This is a genomic window from Nocardioides maradonensis, assembly GCF_054777115.1.
Genome location: NZ_BAAHAZ010000024.1, coordinates 11,588 through 33,628, shown reverse-complemented (window position 1 = coordinate 33,628; position 22,041 = coordinate 11,588). Strand labels below are relative to the sequence as shown.

General features: G+C 71.4%; 21 protein-coding genes. 13 read left to right on the top strand and 8 right to left on the bottom strand.

Annotated elements, in window-relative coordinates; all coding sequences use genetic code 11:
- Positions 1–8 precede the first annotated feature (8 nt).
- Together ACYVAQ_RS21645 and ACYVAQ_RS21640 are read right to left on the bottom strand one after the other, a co-directional pair.
- Positions 9–428 carry a hypothetical protein gene (locus ACYVAQ_RS21645; RefSeq protein WP_460792631.1) on the bottom strand — a complete coding sequence of 140 codons (420 nt, stop codon included), beginning with the start codon at positions 426–428 and terminating at the stop codon, positions 9–11.
- Complete coding sequence (locus ACYVAQ_RS21640) at positions 421–786, bottom strand: hypothetical protein (RefSeq protein ID WP_460792630.1); 366 nt, start codon at positions 784–786, stop codon at positions 421–423. The genes ACYVAQ_RS21645 and ACYVAQ_RS21640 overlap by 8 nt, the downstream gene beginning before the upstream one ends.
- Positions 787–918: 132 nt before the next feature.
- Between ACYVAQ_RS21640 and ACYVAQ_RS21635 the strand changes: the two genes are divergently transcribed.
- The 8 genes from ACYVAQ_RS21635 (at position 919) to ACYVAQ_RS21600 (ending at position 9,193) form a co-directional block, all read left to right on the top strand.
- Positions 919–2,391 carry an amino acid permease gene (locus ACYVAQ_RS21635; protein ID WP_460792629.1) on the top strand — a complete coding sequence of 491 codons (1,473 nt, stop codon included), beginning with the start codon at positions 919–921 and terminating at the stop codon, positions 2,389–2,391.
- A 5-nt stretch (positions 2,392–2,396) separates the two neighbouring features.
- Complete coding sequence (locus ACYVAQ_RS21630) at positions 2,397–2,867, top strand: Lrp/AsnC family transcriptional regulator (protein ID WP_460792628.1); 471 nt, start codon at positions 2,397–2,399, stop codon at positions 2,865–2,867.
- A 108-nt stretch (positions 2,868–2,975) separates the two neighbouring features.
- Positions 2,976–3,824, top strand: coding sequence for a carbon-nitrogen hydrolase family protein (locus ACYVAQ_RS21625; protein WP_460792627.1), 849 nt, complete (start codon positions 2,976–2,978; stop codon positions 3,822–3,824).
- On the top strand, positions 3,821–5,503 hold the full coding sequence (locus ACYVAQ_RS21620) for a flavin monoamine oxidase family protein (RefSeq protein ID WP_460792626.1): 1,683 nt from the start codon (positions 3,821–3,823) through the stop codon (positions 5,501–5,503). The genes ACYVAQ_RS21625 and ACYVAQ_RS21620 overlap by 4 nt, the downstream gene beginning before the upstream one ends.
- Before the next feature lie 48 nt (positions 5,504–5,551).
- Positions 5,552–6,418 (top strand): ABC transporter ATP-binding protein, encoded by an 867-nt coding sequence (locus ACYVAQ_RS21615; RefSeq protein ID WP_460792625.1) that lies wholly within the window; start codon positions 5,552–5,554, stop codon positions 6,416–6,418.
- A complete protein-coding gene (locus ACYVAQ_RS21610; protein WP_460792623.1) occupies positions 6,411–7,181 on the top strand; it encodes an ABC transporter permease in 771 nt (256 codons plus the stop codon). The genes ACYVAQ_RS21615 and ACYVAQ_RS21610 overlap by 8 nt, the downstream gene beginning before the upstream one ends.
- On the top strand, positions 7,178–8,017 hold the full coding sequence (locus ACYVAQ_RS21605; protein ID WP_460792685.1) for a COX15/CtaA family protein: 840 nt from the start codon (positions 7,178–7,180) through the stop codon (positions 8,015–8,017). Before ACYVAQ_RS21610 ends, ACYVAQ_RS21605 begins: the two co-directional genes overlap by 4 nt.
- 303 nt (positions 8,018–8,320) lie before the next feature.
- Positions 8,321–9,193, top strand: a complete 873-nt coding sequence (locus tag ACYVAQ_RS21600; RefSeq protein WP_460792622.1) for a DUF559 domain-containing protein — start codon at positions 8,321–8,323, stop codon at positions 9,191–9,193.
- A gap of 64 nt (positions 9,194–9,257) precedes the next feature.
- Here ACYVAQ_RS21600 and ACYVAQ_RS21595 read toward each other — a convergent pair whose 3' ends face one another.
- Positions 9,258–10,232 carry a heme o synthase gene (locus ACYVAQ_RS21595; protein WP_460792621.1) on the bottom strand — a complete coding sequence of 325 codons (975 nt, stop codon included), beginning with the start codon at positions 10,230–10,232 and terminating at the stop codon, positions 9,258–9,260.
- Between the two features lie 166 nt (positions 10,233–10,398).
- Here ACYVAQ_RS21595 and tkt point away from each other — a divergent pair, with 166 nt between their 5' ends.
- The 5 genes from tkt (at position 10,399) to ACYVAQ_RS21570 (ending at position 18,268) form a co-directional block, all read left to right on the top strand.
- A complete protein-coding gene (gene tkt / locus ACYVAQ_RS21590) occupies positions 10,399–12,519 on the top strand; it encodes a transketolase (RefSeq protein ID WP_460792620.1) in 2,121 nt (706 codons plus the stop codon).
- 43 nt (positions 12,520–12,562) lie between these two features.
- Positions 12,563–13,669, top strand: a complete 1,107-nt coding sequence (gene tal, locus ACYVAQ_RS21585; protein WP_460792619.1) for a transaldolase — start codon at positions 12,563–12,565, stop codon at positions 13,667–13,669.
- Positions 13,666–15,336, top strand: a complete 1,671-nt coding sequence (gene pgi / locus ACYVAQ_RS21580; protein WP_460792618.1) for a glucose-6-phosphate isomerase — start codon at positions 13,666–13,668, stop codon at positions 15,334–15,336. The genes tal and pgi overlap by 4 nt, the downstream gene beginning before the upstream one ends.
- Positions 15,336–16,067: a 6-phosphogluconolactonase gene (pgl, locus tag ACYVAQ_RS21575; RefSeq protein WP_460792617.1), complete on the top strand. Its 732-nt coding sequence runs from the start codon at positions 15,336–15,338 to the stop codon at positions 16,065–16,067. Before pgi ends, pgl begins: the two co-directional genes overlap by 1 nt.
- Positions 16,068–16,186: 119 nt before the next feature.
- Positions 16,187–18,268: a sortase domain-containing protein gene (locus ACYVAQ_RS21570; protein ID WP_460792616.1), complete on the top strand. Its 2,082-nt coding sequence runs from the start codon at positions 16,187–16,189 to the stop codon at positions 18,266–18,268.
- Here ACYVAQ_RS21570 and ACYVAQ_RS21565 read toward each other — a convergent pair.
- The 5 genes from ACYVAQ_RS21565 to gap form a co-directional block, all read right to left on the bottom strand.
- Positions 18,258–18,617, bottom strand: a complete 360-nt coding sequence (locus ACYVAQ_RS21565) for an RNA polymerase-binding protein RbpA (RefSeq protein ID WP_460792614.1) — start codon at positions 18,615–18,617, stop codon at positions 18,258–18,260. The two genes, ACYVAQ_RS21570 and ACYVAQ_RS21565, sit on opposite strands and share 11 nt — an antisense overlap.
- A gap of 66 nt (positions 18,618–18,683) precedes the next feature.
- On the bottom strand, positions 18,684–18,917 hold the full coding sequence (gene secG, locus ACYVAQ_RS21560) for a preprotein translocase subunit SecG (RefSeq protein WP_460792684.1): 234 nt from the start codon (positions 18,915–18,917) through the stop codon (positions 18,684–18,686).
- Positions 18,918–18,965: 48 nt separating this feature from the next.
- On the bottom strand, positions 18,966–19,739 hold the full coding sequence (gene tpiA, locus ACYVAQ_RS21555) for a triose-phosphate isomerase (protein WP_460792683.1): 774 nt from the start codon (positions 19,737–19,739) through the stop codon (positions 18,966–18,968).
- Between the two features lie 42 nt (positions 19,740–19,781).
- Complete coding sequence (locus tag ACYVAQ_RS21550) at positions 19,782–20,987, bottom strand: phosphoglycerate kinase (protein WP_460792612.1); 1,206 nt, start codon at positions 20,985–20,987, stop codon at positions 19,782–19,784.
- Positions 20,987–21,991, bottom strand: coding sequence for a type I glyceraldehyde-3-phosphate dehydrogenase (gene gap / locus ACYVAQ_RS21545; protein ID WP_460792611.1), 1,005 nt, complete (start codon positions 21,989–21,991; stop codon positions 20,987–20,989). Before gap ends, ACYVAQ_RS21550 begins: the two co-directional genes overlap by 1 nt.
- Positions 21,992–22,041 lie beyond the last annotated feature (50 nt).

Below are 22,041 nucleotides of genomic sequence, written 5' to 3'. Positions count from 1 at the left end.
CCCCGGCTTCAAGGAAGGTCTGCCTTAGTTGCCCGGAGCCAGGCCAGACCGAGGAACGGGAGCACCAGCGGCACGAAGGCGTAGCCCTGCCCGAAGTGCGACCAGATGGTCTGCGTCTCCCCCAGCCCGGACACCACGAAGCTCAGCGCGCCGACCCCCAGCACACCGACCGCCTCGACGACGACCGAGACCGAGGCGACCCGCCAGGCGGTGCGGCTGCCGACCAGGAGGCAGGCAGTGGCGACGACGTACAGGACGGCAGCGAGGGCGGAGAGCAGGTAGCCGACCGGAGCGCTGGCGAAGTCGGTCGCGATCTGGACCGTCGAGCGGCCCACGGCGGCGACCACGAACACGCCGTACAGGAAGATCAGCGCCCGGCCCCAGCCGCTGCGCATCGCGTTGTGGCTGCGGGGTCGGGTCTCAGGCATGGGCGCCGTGCCAGATCGACCAGAGCCGCGCCTGGAGGGCGGCGACGGTGAGGATGGCGACCAGGAGCACCGCCGTCCCGGCCCGGTTGCGCTCGGCCAGCGACCAGAAGGCGCCGATCGGCGCCGCCAGGCAGATGCCCACGAGGTAGGAGAAGAACAGCACGCCCGAGACATCGCGGCCCGTCGTACCGAACGCGATCGCGCCCCAGACGAGCTGCACGACCAGCGCCACCTCGAGCGCGCCGAGGATGACGAACATGCCGTCCTCGACCGGCCGGTCGCGGACCAGGTGGACGACCGCGACGACCGCGGCCAGGGCGGCGACGGCGAGCACCACGCCGGAGACCACGAGATTCACCCCCGCAGCGTAGGGTCCTGCGCCGGAGCGGAACAAAGCGCGCCTCGAGTGCGATCTGGCGCAAGATTCTTGCTCCCAGGCGCAACGCACGCCGGTTACGTGACGCCGATCACCCCACGTACGTTTCTGGACGTGACCACCACCGCTCCCCCCGCACCGCCCGCCCGCCGCGTTCCGCTGCGCTCCCAGCTCACCCGGTGCAAGCCGGTCGAGCACCTCGTCGCCGACGCCGACTCGGGCGAGGGCGGCCAGCTGCGGCGCACCCTCGGCGTCGGCCACCTGACCATGATCAGCATCGGCGCGACGCTCGGCACCGGCATCTTCGTGGTGCTCGGCGAGGCCGTTCCGGTGGCCGGTCCCGCCGTCGTGATCTCCTTCGTCCTCGCCGGCGTCATCGCGCTGCTCTCGGCGCTCTCGTACGCCGAGCTGGCGGGCATGATCCCGGCCGCGGGATCGTCCTACTCCTACTCCTACGCGACGCTCGGCGAGCTCGCGGCCTGGGTGTGCGGGTGGTGCCTCGTGCTGGAGTACGGCGTCTCCGTGGCCGCCGTCGCGGTGGGTTGGGGGCAGTACGTCAACGAGCTGCTGCACGCCACCCTCGGCATCACCATCCCGGACGCCTGGAGCCAGCCCCCGGGCGCGGGCGGCTACTTCAACGTGCCGGCACTCGTCGTGGTCGTGCTCGCCACGCTCGTGCTGCTGCGCGGCGTGAGCGAGAGCGCACGGGTGAACACCGTGATGGTCGTGGTGAAGATGCTCTCCCTGCTGCTGTTCTGCTCCATCGCGTTCACCGCCTTCAAGGCGGGCAACCTGACCCCGATGTTCCCCCTGGGCCTGGCCGGGATGAGCTCCGGCGCCGCCACCCTGTTCTTCTCCTACATCGGCTTCGACGCCGCCTCCACCGCCGGCGAGGAGGCGCGCGACCCGCAGCGCGACCTGCCCCGCGCGATCATGCTGTCGCTGGGCATCGTGACCGTCCTCTACTGCCTCGTCGCGCTCGCGGCGGTCGGCGCGATGCCGTGGCGCCAGTTCGCCGGCACCGAGGCAGCGCTGGCCCGGATCGCGGACCAGGCCGGCGGCGGCTCGATCGTGGTCGGCCTGCTCTCGCTGGGCGCGGTCGTCGCGATCGCCAGCGTGGTGCTCACCGTCCTCTACGGCCAGATCCGCATCCTGTTCGCCATGGCCCGCGACGGCCTGGTCCCGCCGGTGTTCGCTCGCGTCGACCGTCGTACCGGCGTGCCGCGAGCGAACACCGTCATCGTGGGCATCTTCGTCGCGATCCTGGCCGCCTCCATCCCGCTGGGCGAGCTCGCCGACGCGACGTCCATCGGCACGCTCTTCGCGTTCGCGCTCGTGAACATCGCCGTGCTGGTGCTCCGGCGTACGCGCCCCGAGCTGCCGCGGGCCTTCCGCGTGCCCCTGGCCCCGGTCGTCCCGATCGCCGGCGCACTGCTGTGCTGCTACGCCATGCTCAGCCTGGGCACCTCCACCTGGGTCGTCTTCCTCGGCTGGATGCTCCTGGGTCTGGGCCTGTACGCCGGCTACGGCCGCCGCCACTCCCGGCTGAACGCCACCGCCACGGAGTCCCTCGCTCCGACAGAATGACGGCCATGCAGCTCGACCAGCTCGACCGTCAGATCATCGGCGCCCTCCTCGACGACGGCCGCGCCACGTTCGCCCAGATCGGCGATCGCGTCGGGCTCTCGGCACCCGCGGTCAAGCGGCGCGTGGACCGACTCGTGGACACGGGCGCGATCTCCGGGTTCACCGTGCGGGTCGACCCGTCGGTGATCGGCTGGACGACCGAGGGGTACGTCGAGCTCTACTGCCAGGGGTCGACCTCGCCCGACGACATCCGGCGGGCGGTCGAGAAGCACCCGGAGGTCGCGTCCGCGTCGACCGTCACCGGCGAGGCGGACGCGATCCTGCACATCCTCGCCACCGACATGCGCCACTTCGAGCAGGTGGTGGAGCGCATCGCCAGCGAGCGCTTCACGATCCGCACCAAGAGCGTCGTGGTGATGTCGCCGCTGCTGCGCCGCGAGCAGGGCACCCTGCCGACGGAGACCTCCTCGACCTGATCCGGGCGCAACGAACGGCGTCTCGTTGCTCGTTTTACGCAACAGATCTCGCCTCAAGGCGAACAGGAGCATCTGGTTCGTGCGTCTCTGTGCGCCTAGCGTTCAGGCATGACCACCCCGTCGACCGCGCCCGGCCTCACGGTCGGCCTGTGGCAGTGCGCCGAGCCGCTGCTCGACGTACCCGCCGCCCTCGAAGCCCTCGACAGGACAGCCGCCGAGGCCGCGAGGCGCGGGGCGCGGCTCCTGGTCTGCCCCGAGCTGACGCTCACCGGCTACGACATCGGGGCACGGGCGGCGGACGTCGCCGAGCCGGCCGGCGGGCCGATTGCCCGGGCGGTCGCGGACGTCGCACGGCGCCACGGCCTCGCCATCGCGTGGAGCTGGCCCGAGCGCGACGGCGACCACGTGCACATCGCCGCCGAGCTGGTCGACCGCGACAGCACGGTGCTCCTGCGCCACCGCAAGAACCACCTGTACGGCGCCGACGAGGCCGCCGTCTACGTCCCCGGCAGCACGGTCCCCGACGTCGCCGAGATCGACGGCGTCAAGGTCGGGCTCCTGGTCTGCTACGACGTGGAGTTCCCCGAGCAGGTCCGCCTCGTCGCCCTCGCCGGCGCCGACCTGGTCGCCTGCCCGACGGCGCTGATGGAGCCCTACGAGGCCGTCAGCAGCCTGCTGGTCCGGGCGCGCGCCTACGAGAACCAGATGGCCGTCGCGTACGCCAACCGCGCCGGCACCGAGAACGACCTCACCTACTGCGGCAGCAGCTGCCTGGTCGGTCCCGACGGCGTGGACGTCGTCCGCGCCGACAGCCGGCCCGGGCTGGTCGTGGGCACCCTCACCGGCTCCGCCCTCGCCGACGCCCGCCGCGCCAACACCCACCTCCACGACCGACGACCGGACCTGTACGCGGGCCTGGCCGAGCGGCGTACCGACACAGGAAGCACGACCCGATGACCACCGCCCAGACCACGCCCGACGCCCCCACCACGCACGACACCCGCGTGACGATGCTCGGGCCCGACTTCCCGTTCGGGTACGACGAGCTCCTGGCCGACCCGGCCGGCCTGGGCTCGGTCCCGGCCGAGCACCACGGCCGCGAGGTGGCCATCGTCGGCGGCGGCCTGTCGGGCATCGTGACGGCGTACGAGCTGATGCGCCTGGGCCTGCGACCGGTGGTGTACGAGGCCGACCAGATCGGCGGACGACTCCGCTCCGAGCCGTTCGGGGGGCCGCAGGGCCCCATCGCGGAGCTCGGCGGCATGCGGTTCCCGCTGTCGTCCAAGGCGCTCTTCCACTACATCGACCTCCTCGGCCTGCGCACCTCCCCCTTCCCGAACCCGCTGTCCGACGCGACGCCGAGCACGGTCATCGAGCTGGAGGGCCGCTCGCACTACGCCCGCGACTACGACGACCTGCCCGACTTCCTCAAGGACGTCGCCGACGCGTGGCACGAGGCGCTGGGCGAGGTCGGGTTCGCCGAGATGCAGCGCGCCATCGTCGAGCGCGACGTGCCGCGGATCAAGGAGATGTGGGACCGGCTCGTGCGCGACCTGGACGACGAGACCTTCTCCGGCTTCCTGGCCACCAGCAAGGCGTTCGCCTCCCGCTCGCACCGGCACCGCGAGGCGTTCGGCCAGGTCGGCTTCGGCACCGGCGGCTGGGACACCGACTTCCCGAACTCGATGCTCGAGATCCTCCGCGTCATCTTCACCAACGCCGACGAGGACCACCAGATGATCCACGGCGGCGCGCAGCAGCTGCCGGTCGGCCTGTGGCAGGACGCGCCGGACTGCGCCCACTGGCCCGCCGGTACCTCGCTCGCGAGCCTCCACGGAGGCTCGCCGATGCCCGGCGTCGCGCGGATCATGCCCGCCGACGGCGGCCGGTTCGAGGTCACCGACCGGTTCGGTACCGCGCGGACGTACGACGCCGTCGTCGTCACCTGCCAGGTGTGGCTGCTCTCGGCACGGATCGACGTCGACGAGTCCCTGTTCTCGCCGGAGCTGTGGATGGCGATGGAGCGGACCCACTACATGCAGTCGTCGAAGACCTTCGTGCGCGTCGACCGGCCGTTCTGGAAGGACGTCGACCCCGTCACCGGCCGGCACGTGATGAGCATGACGCTCACCGACCGGCTGAACCGGGCGACGTACCTCCTCGAGGACGACGGTGCGGCGTCGATCTGCCTGTCCTACACCTGGAACGACGACGCGCTGAAGTGGCTGGCCCTGCCGGTCGAGGAGCGGGTCCGGTTGCAGCTGCACTCGCTGCGCAAGATCTACCCGGACGTCGACATCGCCTCGCACATCGTCGGCGCTCCGATCACCGTCTCGTGGGAGTCCGACCCGAACTTCATGGGCGCGTTCAAGGCCAACCTGCCCGGTCACTACCGCTACCAGCGCCGCCTGTTCACCCACTTCATGCAGGACGACCTGCCCGCGCACCGGCGCGGCATCTTCCTCGCCGGCGACGACATCTCGTGGACCGCCGGGTGGGCGGAGGGGGCCGTCACGACCGCGCTGAACGCGGTGTGGGGTGTCGTGCGCCACTTCGGTGGCGTGAGCGCGCCCGGCAACCCGGGCCCCGGCGACCGGTTCGCCGAGCTCGCGCCGGTGGAGCTGCCCGGCGGGTGACGCGGGACCGGTTCGGACGGTGTGGTCGGACGTTCCTAGACTGTGGCCGTGCCATCCGCTTCTGACCACGCTGTGGAGGTCGACGGCCTGGTGATGCGGTACGGCGACAAGACCGCCGTCGACGGGCTCTCCCTCACCGTCGGGACCGGCACCATCACCGCCGTCCTCGGTCCCAACGGCGCCGGCAAGACCACGACCCTGGAGACCTGCGAGGGCTATCGACGGCCGCAGGGCGGCTCGGTCCGCGTGCTCGGCGTCGACCCGGTCCACCAGCGGCGCGAGCTGCTCCCCCGCATCGGCGTGATGCTGCAGGGCCAGGGCGCCTGGTCGGGCGTCAAGGCCGTGGAGATGCTGCGCCACGTGGCGAAGCTGCACGCCCATCCGCTGCCGGTCGACGAGCTCGTGGAGCGCCTGTCGCTGGACGAGTGCGGGCGTACGCCGTACCGGCGGCTCTCCGGGGGCCAGCAGCAGCGCCTCGGGCTGGCCATGGCCCTCGTCGGGCGACCGGAGCTGGTCTTCGTCGACGAGCCGACGGCCGGCATGGACCCCGCCGCCCGTCGTACGACCTGGGAGCTGCTCTCCGAGCTGCGCGACGCGGGCGTCACCGTGGTGCTGACGACGCACTACCTGGAGGAGGCCGAGCGGCTCGCCGACCACGTCCACATCATCGACCGTGGCCGGCTGGTCGCCTCGGGGACCGTCGAGGAGCTCACCCGCGGGGCGTCCGCGACGGTGCGGCTGGTGGTCGACCGCGAGCTGGGCGCTCCCGCCGAGGCCGCGCTACGGACGGCCGTGAGCTCGTGGAGCGCCGAGCACGACGTGCACGTCGAGTCGATGAGCTTCGCGTCCCGCACGCTCGAGGACGTGTTCCTCGAGCTCACCGGCCGCGGTCTGCGGGAGGGCCCGCATGACTGACTTCACGCCACGTCCGGGCGCGGCTCCGCTGCTCCGGCAGGTCCTGGCCCAGGCATCGATGGAGTCACGGCTGGTGCTGCGCAACGGTGAGCAGCTGCTCATCGCCGTCGTGATCCCGGTGATCGTGCTGGTCGGCGGCGTGGCCGGCGGGGCGCACCTGAAGCTGCAGGAGTCGCGCCCCCTGGTCGACATCTTCACGCCGGGCGTGCTCGCGCTGGCGATCATGTCGACGGCGTTCACCTCGCTGGCCATTGCCACCGGATTCGAGCGCCGCTACGGCGTGATCAAGCGACTCGGTGCCTCTCCCCTGCCGCGGCTCGGCCTGCTCGCCGGCAAGGTGCTGGCCCTGGTCATGATCGAGGTCCTCCAGGTCGTCGTCATCGGCGGCGTCGGGTTCGCCCTCGGCTGGTCGCCGACGATCTGCTTCGCCGGCATCGTGGGCTTCCTGCTGACGACCGTCCTCGGCACCGCGGCCTTCGCGTCGCTGGGCCTGTTCATCGCCGGGGTGCTGCGGGCGGAGGCCACCCTCGCCGCCGCGAACCTGATCTACCTGCTGCTGATGGCGGCGGGCGCGGTCGTGCTGCCCGCGTCGACATACGGCGGCTACGGGCACGTCGCCCGCTTCCTCCCCTCCGGCGCCCTCGGCGAGGCGATGCGCCGCGCCTTCCAGGACGGACGCGTGGGCTGGGTCGACCTGGCCGTGCTGCTGGTCTGGGCCATCGTCGGCTCGACCCTGACCGCGAGGACCTTCAAGTGGGAATGATCCGTCGCTCGCTCGCTGCCCTCCAGCAGGGTCTGGAGCGGCATGCGCGAACGGCCGCCTGGGCCACGCTGGTCGTCAACATGCTGATCGTGGTCACCGGCGGCTTGGTGCGCCTGACCGGCTCCGGGCTCGGATGCCCGACCTGGCCGCAGTGCCAGGCCGGATCACTCGTCCCGCACGGATCGATCAGCATCCACAAGGCGATCGAGTTCAGCAACCGGATGGTGACGCCGGTCATCACCATCGCCGTGCTCGCCGCGCTGATCGCGGTGTGGCGGATGGCGCAGCGGCGCTACGCCCTGTGGATCCTGGGCGGCGTGGTCGCCCAGGCCGTCATCGGCGGGATCACCGTGCGCATCGAGCTCAACCCCTGGATCGTGTCCGCGCACCTGATCGTCTCCGCGGTGATGATCGCGGCGTCGGCAGCCCTGGTCCTCAGCCTGTACGACGACCTGCCACGCCCCGATCTCCTCGCCTGGGCTCAGTTCGTCGCCACCTTCCTGGTGCTCGCCCTCGGCACCGTCGTCACCGGCGCCGGCCCCCACGCCGGCGACGAGCACGTGAAGCGCAACGGCCTCTCCCCGCTCCAGACCGCCCAGCTGCACGCCGATGCGGTGTTCCTCCTCTGCGGCCTCACCATCGCGCTCGTCGTGCTGCGCCGTTCGCAAGCCTCCACCGCACTGCTCGCCACGGTCGTCCTCAACGGCGCCATCGGCTTCGTCCAGTACTTCACCCACCTCCCCGTCGCCCTGGTCGCCGCCCACATGCTCGGCGCCACCCTGGTCATCGCAGCCTCGACCTGGGTCCTGCTGGAACGCCCCCCTTCCCCCGAGTAACCCGAGACCCGCCTCCTGGCCTCCCGAGACCCGCCTCCTGGCCTCCCGAAACCCGCCTCCTGGCCTCCCGAAACCCGCCCCCTGGCCTCACGAAACCCGCCTCCCGACCTCCCGAGATCCGCCTGCGGACCTCCCGATATCCGACATCTGCCACATCAGCACCAGCAGAGGCCCGGAACGCGTCCACAGGCGCCCGGATTCGGCACTCGTCCACAGGCCGACGCCACCGAAGTCGCAACCGGTCGCGCCGCGCACGACTGTCGCGGCATGGAACCGATACCGTCTGGGCCCTTCACCCGAGCCATGGCAGAGCGCTACGGCATCCCGCGGCACCGACTTCGGTCGTGGCTGGACGACGGCGTTGTCAGGCGGCTGCTGACCGATGTGTACGTCGCCGCCGCCCACCGCGACACGGTCGAGCTGAGGGTCGCCGCGGCGGCCCTGGTCATCGATCCCGGTCACGTGGCGGTCGACCGGACCGCCGCCTACCTGCACGGGGTCGACGCGTACGTCCACGCCGAGACGGCCGTCCTGCCTCCGATCGAGACGTGCGCCCTGCGCGGCCGCCACCCGACCGAGCGATCAGGAATTGCGTCAGGGACGCGCACCCTGGCCAGCACGGACGTCATGGTCGTCGGCAGCATCCGCGTGACCACGCCGCTGCGCACCTCGCTGGACCTCGGCTGCCGCCTGCACGCGCGGGACGCCATGGCGTGCATGAACCAGTTCGCGAGGGACCACGGCGTCGACGCGCTCGCGCTGACGGCGCAGCTCGATCGCTACCGCGGACGCCGCGGCGTTCGCCAGCTGCGGCAGCTCGTGCCCTACGTCGACGGCCGCCCTGAGTCGGCCCGCGAGTCGTGGGTGTGGCTCGAGATCTGCCGATCGGGCCTGCCCCGGCCCGTTCCCCAGTTCTGGATCGAGATCGGCGGCCGGCCGACGTACCGCCTCGACTTCGCCTACCCGCAGCACCGCGTCGCCGTCGAGTACGACGGGGCGCACCACCTCGAGCCCGGCCAGGCCGGCCACGACGCCGAGCGCCTCGCCTGGCTGCGCGCGGCCGGGTGGACCGTCATCGTCGTGCGTGCCGGTGACTTCACGGGACGCAGGCTCGATGACTGGCTGGGCCGGCTGCGCAGCGCCCTCGCCGACCACCCGACCAACCTGCGGTGGTGAGCAGGATCCGGGTTTCGAGAGGCCAGAACCCGGGTTTCGAGACGCCAGAACCCGGGTCTCGGGGTCAGCGGAGGAGCGGGTCAATCGCGACGGCGACGAAGAGCAGCGATAGGTAGAGGTTGCTGCTGTGGAACAGGTGCATGGGCTGGATCCGGGAGAGGTCCTCGGTGCCACGGGTGCGGGCGAGCATGCGATGGGCCTGCACCAGGAACACGGCGCCCAGGACGCCCGCCGCGGTCGGGTAGAACCAGCCGGTGGAGGCGATCGGCCACAGGGCCAGCGAGACCGCGACCATCACCCAGGAGTAGGCGACGATCTGCCAGGCGACGTTCCGAGCCGACTTCACGACCGGGAGCATCGGCACGTCGACGTTGGCGTAGTCCTCGCGGTAGCGCAGCGCGAGTGCCCAGGTGTGCGGCGGCGTCCAGAAGAACACCACGAGGAACAGCACGATCGGCGCCCAGTCGAGGTGGTCGGTGACGGCGGTCCAGCCGATGAGGGCCGGGAAGCAGCCGGCGATGCCGCCCCACACGATGTTCTGGGTGGTACGACGCTTGAGCAGCATCGTGTACACGAAGACGTAGAACGCGTTGGCGCCGACCGAGAGCACCGCGGAGAGCGGGTTCACCCACAGCGCGAGCACGACGGTCGACAGCACACCCAGCACCGTCCCGAAGACGAGCGCCGAGCCGGGCGTCACGATGTGGCGCGGCAGGGCGCGTCGCCGGGTGCGCCGCATCTGCTCGTCGATGTCGCGGTCGTAGACGCAGTTGAAGACCGACGCGGAGCCAGCCGACAGCGTGCCACCCACGACCGTGGCGACGACGAGGCCGAGCGACGGCACCCCGCGCGCGGCGAAGAACATGACGGGCACGGTGGTCAGGAGCAGGAGCTCGATGACCCGTGGCTTGGTGAGGCCGACGTACGCCATCACGACGTCGCGGAGGCCGGCACGCTCGTCGGCGGCTCTGGCTCCGTTCACACCCCGGACGAGCCTGCGGTCGCCCAGGTCGGGGCGCGCGGGCTCGACTGCGGTCACAGCGAGCGAGTGTAGCCGGGTTCCCCGCTCGTCCAGCCTTCGAGGCCCTGTTGGCTTCCCCACGCCGGTGCCGCTTCGCGGCTTGCTCCCTCGCTCGCGGCCAGTGCCGGGCTCGTCCCTCGCCCGCACTGTCGCTCGCTCTGGTCGCCTCGATAGGGTCGGAGTCATGACGCCGGAGCTGCAGTGGACCGACCTGGACAAGAAGGCGGTCGACACCGCCCGCGTGCTCGCGATGGACGCCGTCCAGAAGGTCGGGAACGGTCACCCCGGTACGGCGATGAGCCTCGCCCCGGCGGCGTACCTGCTCTTCCAGAAGGTCATGCGGCACAACCCCAACGACCCCACCTGGATGGGTCGTGACCGGTTCGTGCTGTCGTGCGGGCACAGCTCGATCACGCTCTACAACCAGCTCTACCTGGGCGGCTTCGGGCTCGAGCTCTCCGACATCGAGGCGCTGCGCACCTGGGGCAGCAAGACCCCGGGGCACCCGGAGTACGGGCACACGGCCGGCGTCGAGGTCACGACCGGTCCGCTCGGCCAGGGCGTGGCCAACGCTGTGGGCATGGCGATGGCCGCCCGCCGCGAACGTGGCCTGCTCGACCCGGACACCCCGGGCGGCGAGTCGCCGTTCGACCACCACGTCTACGTGATCTGCTCCGACGGCGACCTGGAGGAGGGCGTCTCGAGCGAGGCGTCGTCCATCGCCGGCACCCAGGAGCTGGGCAACCTGACGGTCATCTACGACTGCAACCGCATCTCGATCGAGGGCGACACCGACGTCGCGTTCAACGAGGACGTGGCGAAGCGCTACGAGGCCTACGGCTGGCACGTCCAGACCGTCGACTGGACCGACAACGGCAAGGCCTACTCCGGCAGCGGCTACCACGAGGACGTGCCCGCGCTGTACGACGCGATCCGCGCCGCCGACGCCGTCACCGACAAGCCGTCGCTGATCGTCCTCCACACCGTCATCGCGTGGCCGGCGCCCGACGCGCAGAACACCGAGGCGGCGCACGGCAGCGCGCTCGGGGCGGACGAGGTCGCGGCCACCAAGAAGGTCCTCGGCTTCGACCCCGAGAAGCACTTCGAGGTCCCCGCCGAGGTGCTCGCCCACACCCGCGAGCTCGTCGCTCGCGGCAAGGCCGCGGAGGCCGAGTGGCAGCAGCAGTACGACGCGTGGGCGACGGCCAACCCCGACGCCGAGAAGGTCCTCGCCCGGATGCGCACCCGCTCCCTGCCCGAGGGCCTCTCCGACGCGCTGCCGGTGTTCGACGCCGACGCCAAGGGCCTCGCGACCCGCGCGGCCTCCGGCCAGGTGATCAACGCGATCGCGCCCGTCATGCCCGAGCTCTGGGGCGGCTCTGCCGACCTCGCGGGGTCCAACAACACCACGATCAAGGGCGCACCGTCCTTCATCCCCGCCGACCGCTCGACCGGCGAGTGGAAGGGCGACCCGCTGCACGGCCGGGTGCTGCACTTCGGCATCCGCGAGCACGGCATGGGCGCGATCATGAACGGCATCGCGCTGCACGGCGGCACCCGTGTCTTCGGCGGCACGTTCCTGCAGTTCTCCGACTACATGCGCGGAGCGGTCCGCGTCGGTGCGCTGATGGGCGCTCCGGTCATCCACGTCTGGACCCACGACTCCGTCGGTCTCGGCGAGGACGGCCCGACCCACCAGCCGATCGAGCACCTCGCGGCGCTGCGGGCGATCCCCGGTCTGGACGTGGTCCGGCCCGCCGACGCGAACGAGACCGCCGCGGCCTGGGCCTCCGTCCTCGCCCACAACGACCGCCCCGCCGCGCTGATCCTCAGCCGTCAGAACGTGCCGACGTTCCCGCGCGGCACCGACGGCTTCGCGACCACCGACGGCGTCGCGAAGGGCGGCTACGTCCTCATCGACGCCGACGGCGGCGAGCCCGACGTCGTGCTCATCGCCACCGGCTCGGAGGTGCAGCTCGCGGTGGCCGCGCGCGAGCAGCTCAAGGCCGACGGGATCAACGCGCGCGTCGTGTCCCTGCCCTGCGTGGAGTGGTTCGAGGCGCAGACCCAGGCCTACCGCGACAGCGTCATCCCGCCGATCGTCAAGGCGCGCGTGTCCGTCGAGGCCGGCGTGAAGCAGGGCTGGCGCGAGTACGTCGGCGACGCCGGCCGGATCGTCAGCATCGACCACTACGGCGCCAGCGCCGACGCGGCCACGCTGTTCCGGGAGTTCGGCTTCACGCCCGAGCGGGTCGTCGCCGCGGCGAAGGACAGCATCAACGTCGCGAACGACTTCGGCAAGTAGCCCGACGTACCGTGGAAGACAACCGAGACCTACGGAGGATCTGATGAGTGACCGGCTCAAGGCACTGAGCGACGCGGGCGTTTCCATCTGGCTGGACGACCTCTCGCGCGAGCGCATCGAGACGGGGAACCTCGCGGACCTCGTCACCAACAGCTCCGTCGTGGGGGTGACCACGAACCCGACGATCTTCGCGAGCGCCATCGCGAAGGGGCAGCGGTACGACGCCCAGGTTCGCGAGCTCGTCGCCGCGGGCAGCAACGCCGACGAGGTGATCTTCGCGCTCACCACCGAGGACGTCCGCAACGCGTGCGACATCCTCGCTCCCGTCGCCGCGGCGACCAAGGCGGACGGACGGGTCTCCATCGAGGTCGAGCCCACCCTCGCCAACGACACCGACGCCACCATCGCCTCGGCGAAGGCGCTGTGGGCCGAGGTCGACCGTCCGAACGCCCTCATCAAGATCCCTGCCACCCTCGAGGGCCTGCCCGCGATCACGGCGGTCATCGCCGAGGGCATCTCGGTGAACGTGACGCTGATCTTCTCGGTCGAGCGCCACCGCCAGGTGATGGACGCCTACCTCGCCGGCCTGGAGCAGGCCGCGGAGAAGGGCATCGACCTGTCGACGATCCAGTCGGTCGCCTCGTTCTTCGTGTCGCGTGTGGACACCGAGATCGACGCCCGGCTCGAGAAGATCGGCTCCGACGAGGCGCTCGCGGCTCGCGGCAAGGCCGCCGTCGCCAACGCGATCCTCGCCTACGCGGCGTTCGAGGAGGTCTCCGCCTCCGAGCGCTGGCAGGCCCTCGCCGCGAAGGGTGCCAACCCGCAGCGCCCGCTGTGGGCCTCGACCGGCGTGAAGAACCCGGCGTACGCCGACACCATGTACGTCGCCGACCTCGTCGTCGCCGACACGGTCAACACCATGCCCGAGAAGACCATGCAGGCCTTCGCCGACCACGGCGAGGTCCGCGGTGACGTCGTCACCGGTCGTGGCGCCGAGGCCCAGGCCGTGTTCGACGGGATCGCGGCGCTCGGCGTCGACCTGCCGGACGTGTTCCGGGTCCTGGAGACCGAGGGCGTGGACAAGTTCAAGGTCTCCTGGACGGAGCTCGTCGAGACGGTCAAGGGCCAGATGGACGGCGCCGCATCGTGAGCCAGCCGCCCGTCGACGCCACGACGACGGCTCCCTGGAAGGCGTTGAGCGGGTACAGGGACGGCTTCCGCCCGGACCTCCGCGGATGGTTCGCGGAGGACCCCGACCGGGTCGGGCGGATGACCTTCGACGCGGCCGACCTGCACGTCGACCTGTCCAAGGGCCTGATCACCCACGACATCCTCGGCACGCTCGTGGAGCTCGCCGACGCGGTCGGGCTGGTCGAGCGACGCGACGCGATGTTCCGGGGCGAGCCGATCAACGTCACCGAGAACCGTTCCGTGCTGCACACCGCGCTGCGGCTCCCCGCAGACGCGTCGCTGGTGGTGAACGGCAAGAACGTCGTGGCCGACGTGCACGCCGCGCTCGAGCACATGTACGCGTTCGCCTCCCAGATCCGCTCCGGTGAGTGGAAGGGGGTGACCGGCCGCCGCATCAAGACGGTCGTCAACATCGGCATCGGCGGTTCCGACCTCGGGCCGGTGATGGCCTACGAGGCCCTGGCGCCGTACCGGCACCTGGATCTGGAGTGCCGGTTCATCAGCAACATCGACCCGACCGACGCGGCGCGCAAGCTCGCCGACCTCGACCCGACCACCACGCTGTTCATCGTCTCCAGCAAGACCTTCAGCACCCTGGAGACGCTGACGAACGCGCGGCTGTGCCGGGCCTGGCTGCTCGGCAACCTCCGGGCGCGGGGCCTGTTCCACGGCGAGGACAACGAGGCCGTCTCGCGGCACTTCGTCGCCGTCTCGACGGCGCTCGACAAGGTCGCCGAGTTCGGCATCGACCCCGCCAACGCGTTCGGCTTCTGGGACTGGGTCGGCGGCCGCTACTCCGTGGACTCCACGATCGGCACCTCGCTCGCGATCGCGATCGGGCACGACCGGTTCGCGGAGTTCCTCGGCGGCATGCACCTGATGGACGAGCACTTCCGCACGACCCCGCTCGAGCGCAACGTGCCGGCGCTGATGGGCCTGATGAACATCTGGTACCGCAACTTCCTCGGTGCCGGCACCCACGCCGTGCTCCCCTACGCGCAGCTGCTGCACCGGTTCCCGGCGTACCTCCAGCAGCTCACGATGGAGTCCAACGGCAAGTCCGTGCGCTGGGACGGCTCGCCGGTCACGTCCAAGACGGGCGAGGTGTTCTGGGGCGAGCCGGGCACCAACGGCCAGCACGCGTTCTACCAGCTGCTGCACCAGGGCACCGACCTCGTGCCGGCCGACTTCATCGCCTTCGCGACGCCGGCCTACCCGCTGCGCGACGGCGAGACCGACGTGCACGAGCTGTTCCTGTCGAACTTCTTCGCCCAGACGCAGGCGCTCGCGTTCGGCAAGACGCCCGACGAGGTCCGCGCCGAGGGCACGCCCGAGAAGATCGTCGCCGCGCGCGTGTTCCCCGGCAACCGGCCGACGACGTCGATCATGGCGCCGGCGCTCACCCCGTCCGTGCTCGGCCAGCTGATCGCGCTCTACGAGCACATCACCTTCACCGAGGGCGCGGTCTGGGGCATCGACAGCTTCGACCAGTGGGGCGTCGAGCTCGGCAAGCAGCTCGCGCTGCAGATCGCACCCGCGGTCGGCGGCGACCGCGCCGCGCTGGCCGAGCAGGACGCATCGACGCAGGAGCTGATCGAGTACTACGAGCGGCACCGGAGGTCGTGATGGATGCCCTTGCTCCCCGGATCGAGGTCCACCCGGACGCGGAGGCCCTCGCCACGACGATCGCCGGCGAGCTCGTCAGCCGGCTCGCCGACGCCCAGGCCTCGGGCGTCGTCCCCGCCGTGTGCCTGACCGGCGGCACGATCGCCGAAGCCGTCCACCGCGAGATCGGTCGGCTGGGGCCCGACTCGGGCGTCGACTGGTCCGCCGTCGACTTCTGGTGGGGCGACGAGAGGTACGTCGACCTCGACTCCCCCGACCGGCTCTCGACCGCCGCACGCGAGGCCTTCCTCGGCCCGCTGGGTGTGCCCGAGGCGCGGATCCACGCCTTCCCGACGCCGTCGTCGGCGTGCTCCGTCGACGAGGCGGCGCGGGCGTACGGCGCCGAGCTCCGCGCCGCGCCCCAGCACGAGTTCCTGGTGACGATGCTCGGCATCGGTCCGGACGGCCACGTCGCGTCGCTCTTCCCGGGCTTCCCGCAGCTCGCGTCGGAGGACATCACCGTGGGGGTGACGGGCTCGCCTAAGCCTCCTCCGGTGCGGATGTCGCTGACGTTCCCGGCCTTGGGGCACTCGGCCTCGGTCTGGTTCATGGCCAGCGGTGACGGCAAGGCGGAGGCCGTCCGCCGTGCGCTGGCCGAGGAGGGGTCCGTCGAGGAGACGCCCGCCCGCGGGGTGCACGGCACCGCGGAGACGATCTGGTTCCTCGACCAGGCCGCCGCCTCGCAGGTCTGATCCCTCACGTCACACGGCGGGCCAGCCCATGCCGCGCCGGCTGTGGATGATGAGCGGTCTCCACAGGGGGTTGCGCCGGCCAGCCGTGATGTCGGGACCGGCGACCAGCATCGGGCGGCATGGACAAGATCTGCCGCATCATCCTCGTCACCGCCCTTGCGCTCCTCGCCGGCCTCACCGTCGTCCGGCCGGGATCCGCCGCCCCTGCGCCACCCGGTGCTCCTGGTCGCCAGGTGATCGGGCCGGGCACGACCGCTGAGCCCGGATTCGTCGGCTACGTGACCTCGGGAGGCGCGGCGCTCGGCGTCGCGCGCCTACCGGACGGTCGGTACGGCATCTGTCTCGACACCGGTCGCCGCTCATGGCCGCATCGGCGTGGCGACACCATCCTCCGGCGCGACCCGCGGGTCGGCTACCTCACCTCGCGGTACCTCACAGCCGCGCGGCACGACGCGGTCACCGCGGCCGCGCTCTGGTGGGCGGTGGGCCTGGACCTCGGCCTCAACTCGGGTCGAGCCCGGATGCGCCAGCACCTGGGCGTCGTACGGATCGAGACGCCGGCTCTGTTCGGCCGGATCCGGCTGCGCCACCGCGCCCTTCTCGCGGACCTGCAGACGCATGCGTCGATCTCCGGGCGCTACTCGGCCGGGCGTCCCGTGCTGGCCGGCGGACACGTCTCAGCACTGGCGGTGCTGTCCGATCAAGGTGTCGCGGTCCCGGGAGTGCAGGTCTCCCTCCGGCTCCGTGGCGGCACCTTCGCCGGCGGTGCCCACACCTGGCGCGGTGACGCGGCTGCGAGACCGGCGTGGCGCCGGAGCGGAGGCGACGCCGTGCACCTCGACGTCCACTACACGGGCGTGCCCGCGTCCGGCTACCTGCTGGTACGCAGCGGCGGGCGCTCCCAGCGGGTGGCGGTCGCGGCGGAGCAACGTGCCGCGGTCCGCTCGACGACCCTGCCCGCCCTGCCGCGGCCCGTCCTGCACACGGTCGTCACCAGCAACCGCAGCGTCGTCGGGGACACGATCTCCGACGCGGTCACGGTCCAGGGCGCGGGGAGCTCGACGCTGTCCGGCCACTGGCGCCTGCTCGGGCCGCTGCAGCCAGGTCCGTCGACGTGTGACGAGCTGGACTGGGCGGACGCGGCCACGGCCGGTTCGGGTACCTTCGCGGTGACCGGTGACAGCACCTACCGCGTCGGCAGCACCACCCTGGTCACCCCCGGCTGCTACACGTACGTCGAGCGCCTCGAGGCGTCACCCTCCACACGGGCGACGGCCTGGACCACGCCCGGAGAGGCCGCCGAGACCACGCTCACCCGAGCGCGGCCCACGCTGAGCACCCAGGTCTCCCGGCAGCGGGCGACCGTCGGCGACCAGCTGCACGACCTGGTGACGGTCAGCGGTGTCCCCGCGGGAAGCCCGGTGCTTCTGCACTGGCGGCTGCTCGGCCCCCTCGCCCCGCGCGGCGCGACCTGTCGTGGCGTGCGATGGGCCGGGGCGCCGGTCCGGGCGACCGGCCGTCTCGAGGTCGCCGCGGCCGGCAGCCTGGTCGTCGGCAGGCAGTCCATCACACGTGGAGGCTGCTACACCTACCAGGAGCGCCTCGACGCGACCGCGCTGTCCCTCGCCGTCGCCTGGACATCTCCCGGGCTCGACGCGGAGAGCACGACGGTCGGCCCGAAGGCCGCCCGGGTGCCGGCGCACCCGCACGTCGACACCGGCGGTTCCCGTCCCGCGGTGCGCGGGATGCGTGTCGCGGGCCCGGGGGCGGCGGTCCGGATCCCGGGAAGTGCCGTGGAGCTCCCGCTGTCACCTGTCGGGTTCCGCCGGTCCGTCCTGACTCCCCCGTCGGTCGGCGACGGCGCGTGGTGGTCCGGCGGGGCACGGCTCGACGCCCTCGTCGGTACGACGGTGCTCGCGGGTCACGTATCCGACGACCACGGCCACCTCGGCCCGTTCGCCAGGCTCCGGCGTGCTCGACCGGGCGCAGTCATGACGACGACCTGGGACGGCGCCAGCACGCGCTGGCTCGTCACGACAACCCGGTCCTACGACCGTCGCGAGCTACCCCGGTCTCTCTTCGCGCAGCACCTCGTCCGGCGGCTGGTGCTGATCACCTGCACCGACCGGGTGGACGGGCCCGGAGGCTCGTTCCACTACCGCCGCAACCTGGTGGTCACGGCCGTCCCGGTCAGAAGATGATCTCGCCGGACTTCCGGCGCGAGCGGAGGAGCTGGATGGCGTCCTCGAGGATCACCTGGGCCTCCTTGTCGGAGCGACGCTCCTTCACGTAGGCCAGGTGGGTCTTGTAGGGCTCGATCTTCGTCGGCGGCGGAGCGTTCTCCGAGTCCAGACCGGCCGGGAGACCGCACTTCGGGCAGTCCCAGGAGTCGGGAGCGGTCGCCTCGACCGAGAACGAGATCACCGTGCGGTGCTCGTTGGCGCAGAAGTAGGTGACCGCCTGCCGCGGCGCTGCCTCGCCCCGCTCGGCCTCACCCATCGGACCCGCGCCGACCCGACTACCGCGGATCGCGTTCCCACCACCGGCCAAAGGACTCTCCTCAACTCACGTGCCTGATCCGGCGGGCCGTCGGCGCGCCGGAAGTCGATCGGTTTGTTACTGGTAGGCCAACAGGAGGCCGAGCGCGATCACACAGGCGAACCAGATGATCCCGATGCCGATCGTGAACCGATCGAGGTTGCGTTCCGCCACGGACGAGCCACCGAGGGAGCTCGAGACGCCGCCGCCGAACATGTCCGAGAGCCCGCCCCCGCGTCCCTTGTGCAGCAGCACCAGCATGATCAGCAGAACGCTGCAGATGATGAGCAGGATGGTCAGGAGCGTCGACAACACGCTGGGAATCCTACGTCAGGGACGAGCGGGTGACGGCACCGAGGGTCAGCCGAGAGACGGCATGTCGTAGAACCGGCAGATCCCGCCGAACTCGTCGGCCAGGAGACTGGCGCCGCCGACCAGGCAGCCGTCCACATCGGGCTTCGCCATGATGCCGGCGACGTTCGCGGCCTTGACTGAGCCGCCGTACAGGATGCGGACCCCGTCGGCTGCCTCGTCGCCGTACGACTCCCGCACCTGGCCGCGGATGGCCTCGCAGACCTCCTGCGCGTCCTCCGGGGTGGCGACCTCACCGGTGCCGATGGCCCAGACCGGCTCGTAGGCGATGACCAGACCGCCGACCTGCTTCTTGCTCAGGCCGGCGAGGGAGCCCTCGACCTGGGCCATGGTGAACGGGACCTGCTCGCCCGCCTGGCGGACCTCCAGCCCTTCGCCGACGCAGACGATCGGGGTCATGCCCGCGCCCAGGGCCGCCTTCGCCTTGGCGGCGACCACCGCGTCGGTCTCGGCGTGGTACTGGCGGCGCTCGGAGTGGCCGACGATGACGTACGAGCAGCCGAGCTTGGCCAGCATCCCGGCCGAGATCTCCCCCGTGTACGCGCCGCTCTCGTGCTCGGAGACGTCCTGGGCGCCGTACCGGATGGCGAGGCGGTCGCCGTCGATGACGGTCTGGACCGAGCGGATGTCGGTGAACGGCGGGATGACCGCGACCTCGGCCTTCGCGTGGTCGTGGCGCTTGTCGGCCAGCGTGAACGCCAGCTTCTGCACCAGCGCCACCGCTTCGGCGTGGTTGAGGTTCATCTTCCAGTTGCCCGCCATCAGCGGGGTGCGGCCGGAGGTCGAGCTTGTCGAGACCACGGGTCAGTCCTCCAGCACCGTGATGCCGGGGAGCTGCTTGCCCTCGAGGTACTCCAGGCTCGCACCACCGCCGGTCGAGATGTGGCCGAACGAGGCCTCGTCGAACCCGAGCGTGCGCACCGCCGCGGCGGAGTCACCGCCGCCGACGACGGAGAGGCCGTCGGTCTTCGTGAGCGCCTCGGCGACCGCGCGGGTGCCCTCGGCGAACGCCGGCTGCTCGAAGACGCCCATCGGGCCGTTCCAGAAGACCGTGCGGGCGTCGGCGAGGGCCGCCGCGAAGGCCGCACCGGACTCCGGACCGATGTCGAGGCCGAGCGCGTCAGCCGGGATCGCGTCGGCCGCGACCACCCGCGCCGAGGCCTCGTCCCCGAACGCGTCCGCCACGACGACGTCGGTCGGCAGGACGATCTCGACACCGGTGTCGGCGGCGCGCCGCAGGTAGTCGAGGCAGGTCGGGACCTGGTCCTCCTCGAGCAGGCTCTTGCCGACCTCGTGGCCCTGGGCCTTGAGAAACGTGAACACCATGCCGCCGCCGATGAGCAGCTTGTCGGCCTTAGCGAGGAGGTTGTCGATGACGCCGAGCTTGTCGGAGACCTTCGAGCCACCGAGCACCACGACGTAGGGACGCTCCGGGTCCTCGGTCAGCCGGCGCAGGACGTCGATCTCGGCCGCGACGAGCGTGCCCATCGCGTGCGGGAGCCGCTGGGCGACGTCGTACACGCTCGCCTGCTTGCGGTGGACGACACCGAAGCCGTCGGACACGAAGACGTCGGCGAGGCCGGCGAGGCGGTCGGCGAAGGCGCCGCGCTCCACGTCGTCCTTGCTCGTCTCGCCGGCGTTGAACCGGACGTTCTCGAGCAGGGCGACCTGGCCGTCCGCCAACCCGGCCACGACGGTCCGCGCCGACTCGCCGACGGTGTCGGTCGCGAATGCGACGTCGGCACCGAGCAGCTCGCCGAGGCGGGCAGCGACGGGCGCCAGGGAGTACGCCGGGTCCGGCTCGCCCTTCGGCCGGCCGAGGTGCGCCGTCACGACCACCCGCGCGCCGGCGTCGGCCAGCTTCTGGATGGTGGGCACGCTGGCGCGGATCCGGCCGTCGTCGGTGATGGTCGCGCCGTCGAGGGGGACGTTGAGGTCCGATCGGACCAGGACCCTCTTGCCGGAGACCGTGGACAGGAACGCGTCGTCGAGAACGTTGAAGGTAGCCATCAGGCCGGGAGCGTAGCGCCTACGTGCACCACGAGGTCCGCGAGCCGGTTCGAGTAGCCCCACTCGTTGTCGTACCAGCCGGCCACCTTGACCTGGTCGCCGATCACCTTCGTGAGCGGTGCGTCGAAGATGCAGGAGGCCGAGTCGGTGACGATGTCGGAGGAGACGATGGGGTCGGTGGAGTACTTGAGGATCCGGCCGTCGGCCGCCGCCCGGACCGCCTCGTTGACCTCCTCGACGCTCGTCTCCCGGGACGCCGAGAACGACAGGTCGGTGAGCGAGCCGGTCGGCGTCGGGACGCGCAGGGCGTAGCCGTCCAGCTTGCCCTTGAGGTCCGGCATGACCAGGCCGATCGCCTTCGCGGCGCCGGTCGAGGTGGGCACGATGTTGAGCGCCGCCGCACGGGCACGGCGCAGGTCCTTGTGGATGTTGTCCTGCAGGTTCTGGTCGGCCGTGTAGGCGTGCACGGTGGTCATCAGCCCGCGCTCGATGCCGATGGCCTCGTGCAGGGCCTTCGCCATCGGGGCCAGGCAGTTCGTGGTGCACGACGCGTTGGAGATGACCGTGTGCCGGGCCGGGTCGTAGACGTCCTCATTCACGCCCATCACGATCGTGGCGTCCTCGTTGGTCGCCGGCGCGGAGATGATCACCTTCCTCGCACCGCCGCCGTCGACGTGCGCCCGTGCCTTGGTGGCGTCGGTGAAGAAGCCCGTCGACTCGACCACGACGTCGACCCCGAGCTCGCCCCACCTCAGCTGCGCCGGGTCACGCTCGGCGGTCACCGCGATCTCGGCGTCACCGACGGTGATCGACCCCTCGGTCGACTTCACCTCGGCGTCGAGCCGCCCCAGGATCGAGTCGTACTTGAGCAGGTGGGCGAGCGTTGCCGTGTCGGTGAGGTCGTTGACCGCCACGATCTCGATGTCGAGACCGCTGTCCCTCACCGCCCGGAAGAAGTTGCGCCCGATCCGGCCGAATCCGTTGATGCCTACACGCACAGTCACTGTCAGAGCTCCTCTGTCAGGTGGGGTGTTGCCCGGTGTGACGCAGGTCA

Bases quoted from the DNA above. Each gene is read 5' to 3' on its own strand.
- ACYVAQ_RS21645 (WP_460792631.1), bottom strand. From the start codon at position 428: ATGCCTGAGACCCGACCCCGCAGCCACAACGCGATGCGCAGCGGCTGG.
- ACYVAQ_RS21630 (WP_460792628.1), top strand. From the start codon at position 2,397: ATGCAGCTCGACCAGCTCGACCGTCAGATCATCGGCGCCCTCCTCGAC.
- ACYVAQ_RS21625 (WP_460792627.1), top strand. From the start codon at position 2,976: ATGACCACCCCGTCGACCGCGCCCGGCCTCACGGTCGGCCTGTGGCAG.
- ACYVAQ_RS21620 (WP_460792626.1), top strand. From the start codon at position 3,821: ATGACCACCGCCCAGACCACGCCCGACGCCCCCACCACGCACGACACC.
- ACYVAQ_RS21610 (WP_460792623.1), top strand. From the start codon at position 6,411: ATGACTGACTTCACGCCACGTCCGGGCGCGGCTCCGCTGCTCCGGCAG.
- ACYVAQ_RS21605 (WP_460792685.1), top strand. From the start codon at position 7,178: ATGATCCGTCGCTCGCTCGCTGCCCTCCAGCAGGGTCTGGAGCGGCAT.
- ACYVAQ_RS21600 (WP_460792622.1), top strand. From the start codon at position 8,321: ATGGCAGAGCGCTACGGCATCCCGCGGCACCGACTTCGGTCGTGGCTG.
- tkt (WP_460792620.1), top strand. From the start codon at position 10,399: ATGACGCCGGAGCTGCAGTGGACCGACCTGGACAAGAAGGCGGTCGAC.
- tal (WP_460792619.1), top strand. From the start codon at position 12,563: ATGAGTGACCGGCTCAAGGCACTGAGCGACGCGGGCGTTTCCATCTGG.
- pgl (WP_460792617.1), top strand. From the start codon at position 15,336: ATGGATGCCCTTGCTCCCCGGATCGAGGTCCACCCGGACGCGGAGGCC.
- ACYVAQ_RS21570 (WP_460792616.1), top strand. From the start codon at position 16,187: ATGGACAAGATCTGCCGCATCATCCTCGTCACCGCCCTTGCGCTCCTC.
- tpiA (WP_460792683.1), bottom strand. From the start codon at position 19,739: ATGGCGGGCAACTGGAAGATGAACCTCAACCACGCCGAAGCGGTGGCG.
- ACYVAQ_RS21550 (WP_460792612.1), bottom strand. From the start codon at position 20,987: ATGGCTACCTTCAACGTTCTCGACGACGCGTTCCTGTCCACGGTCTCC.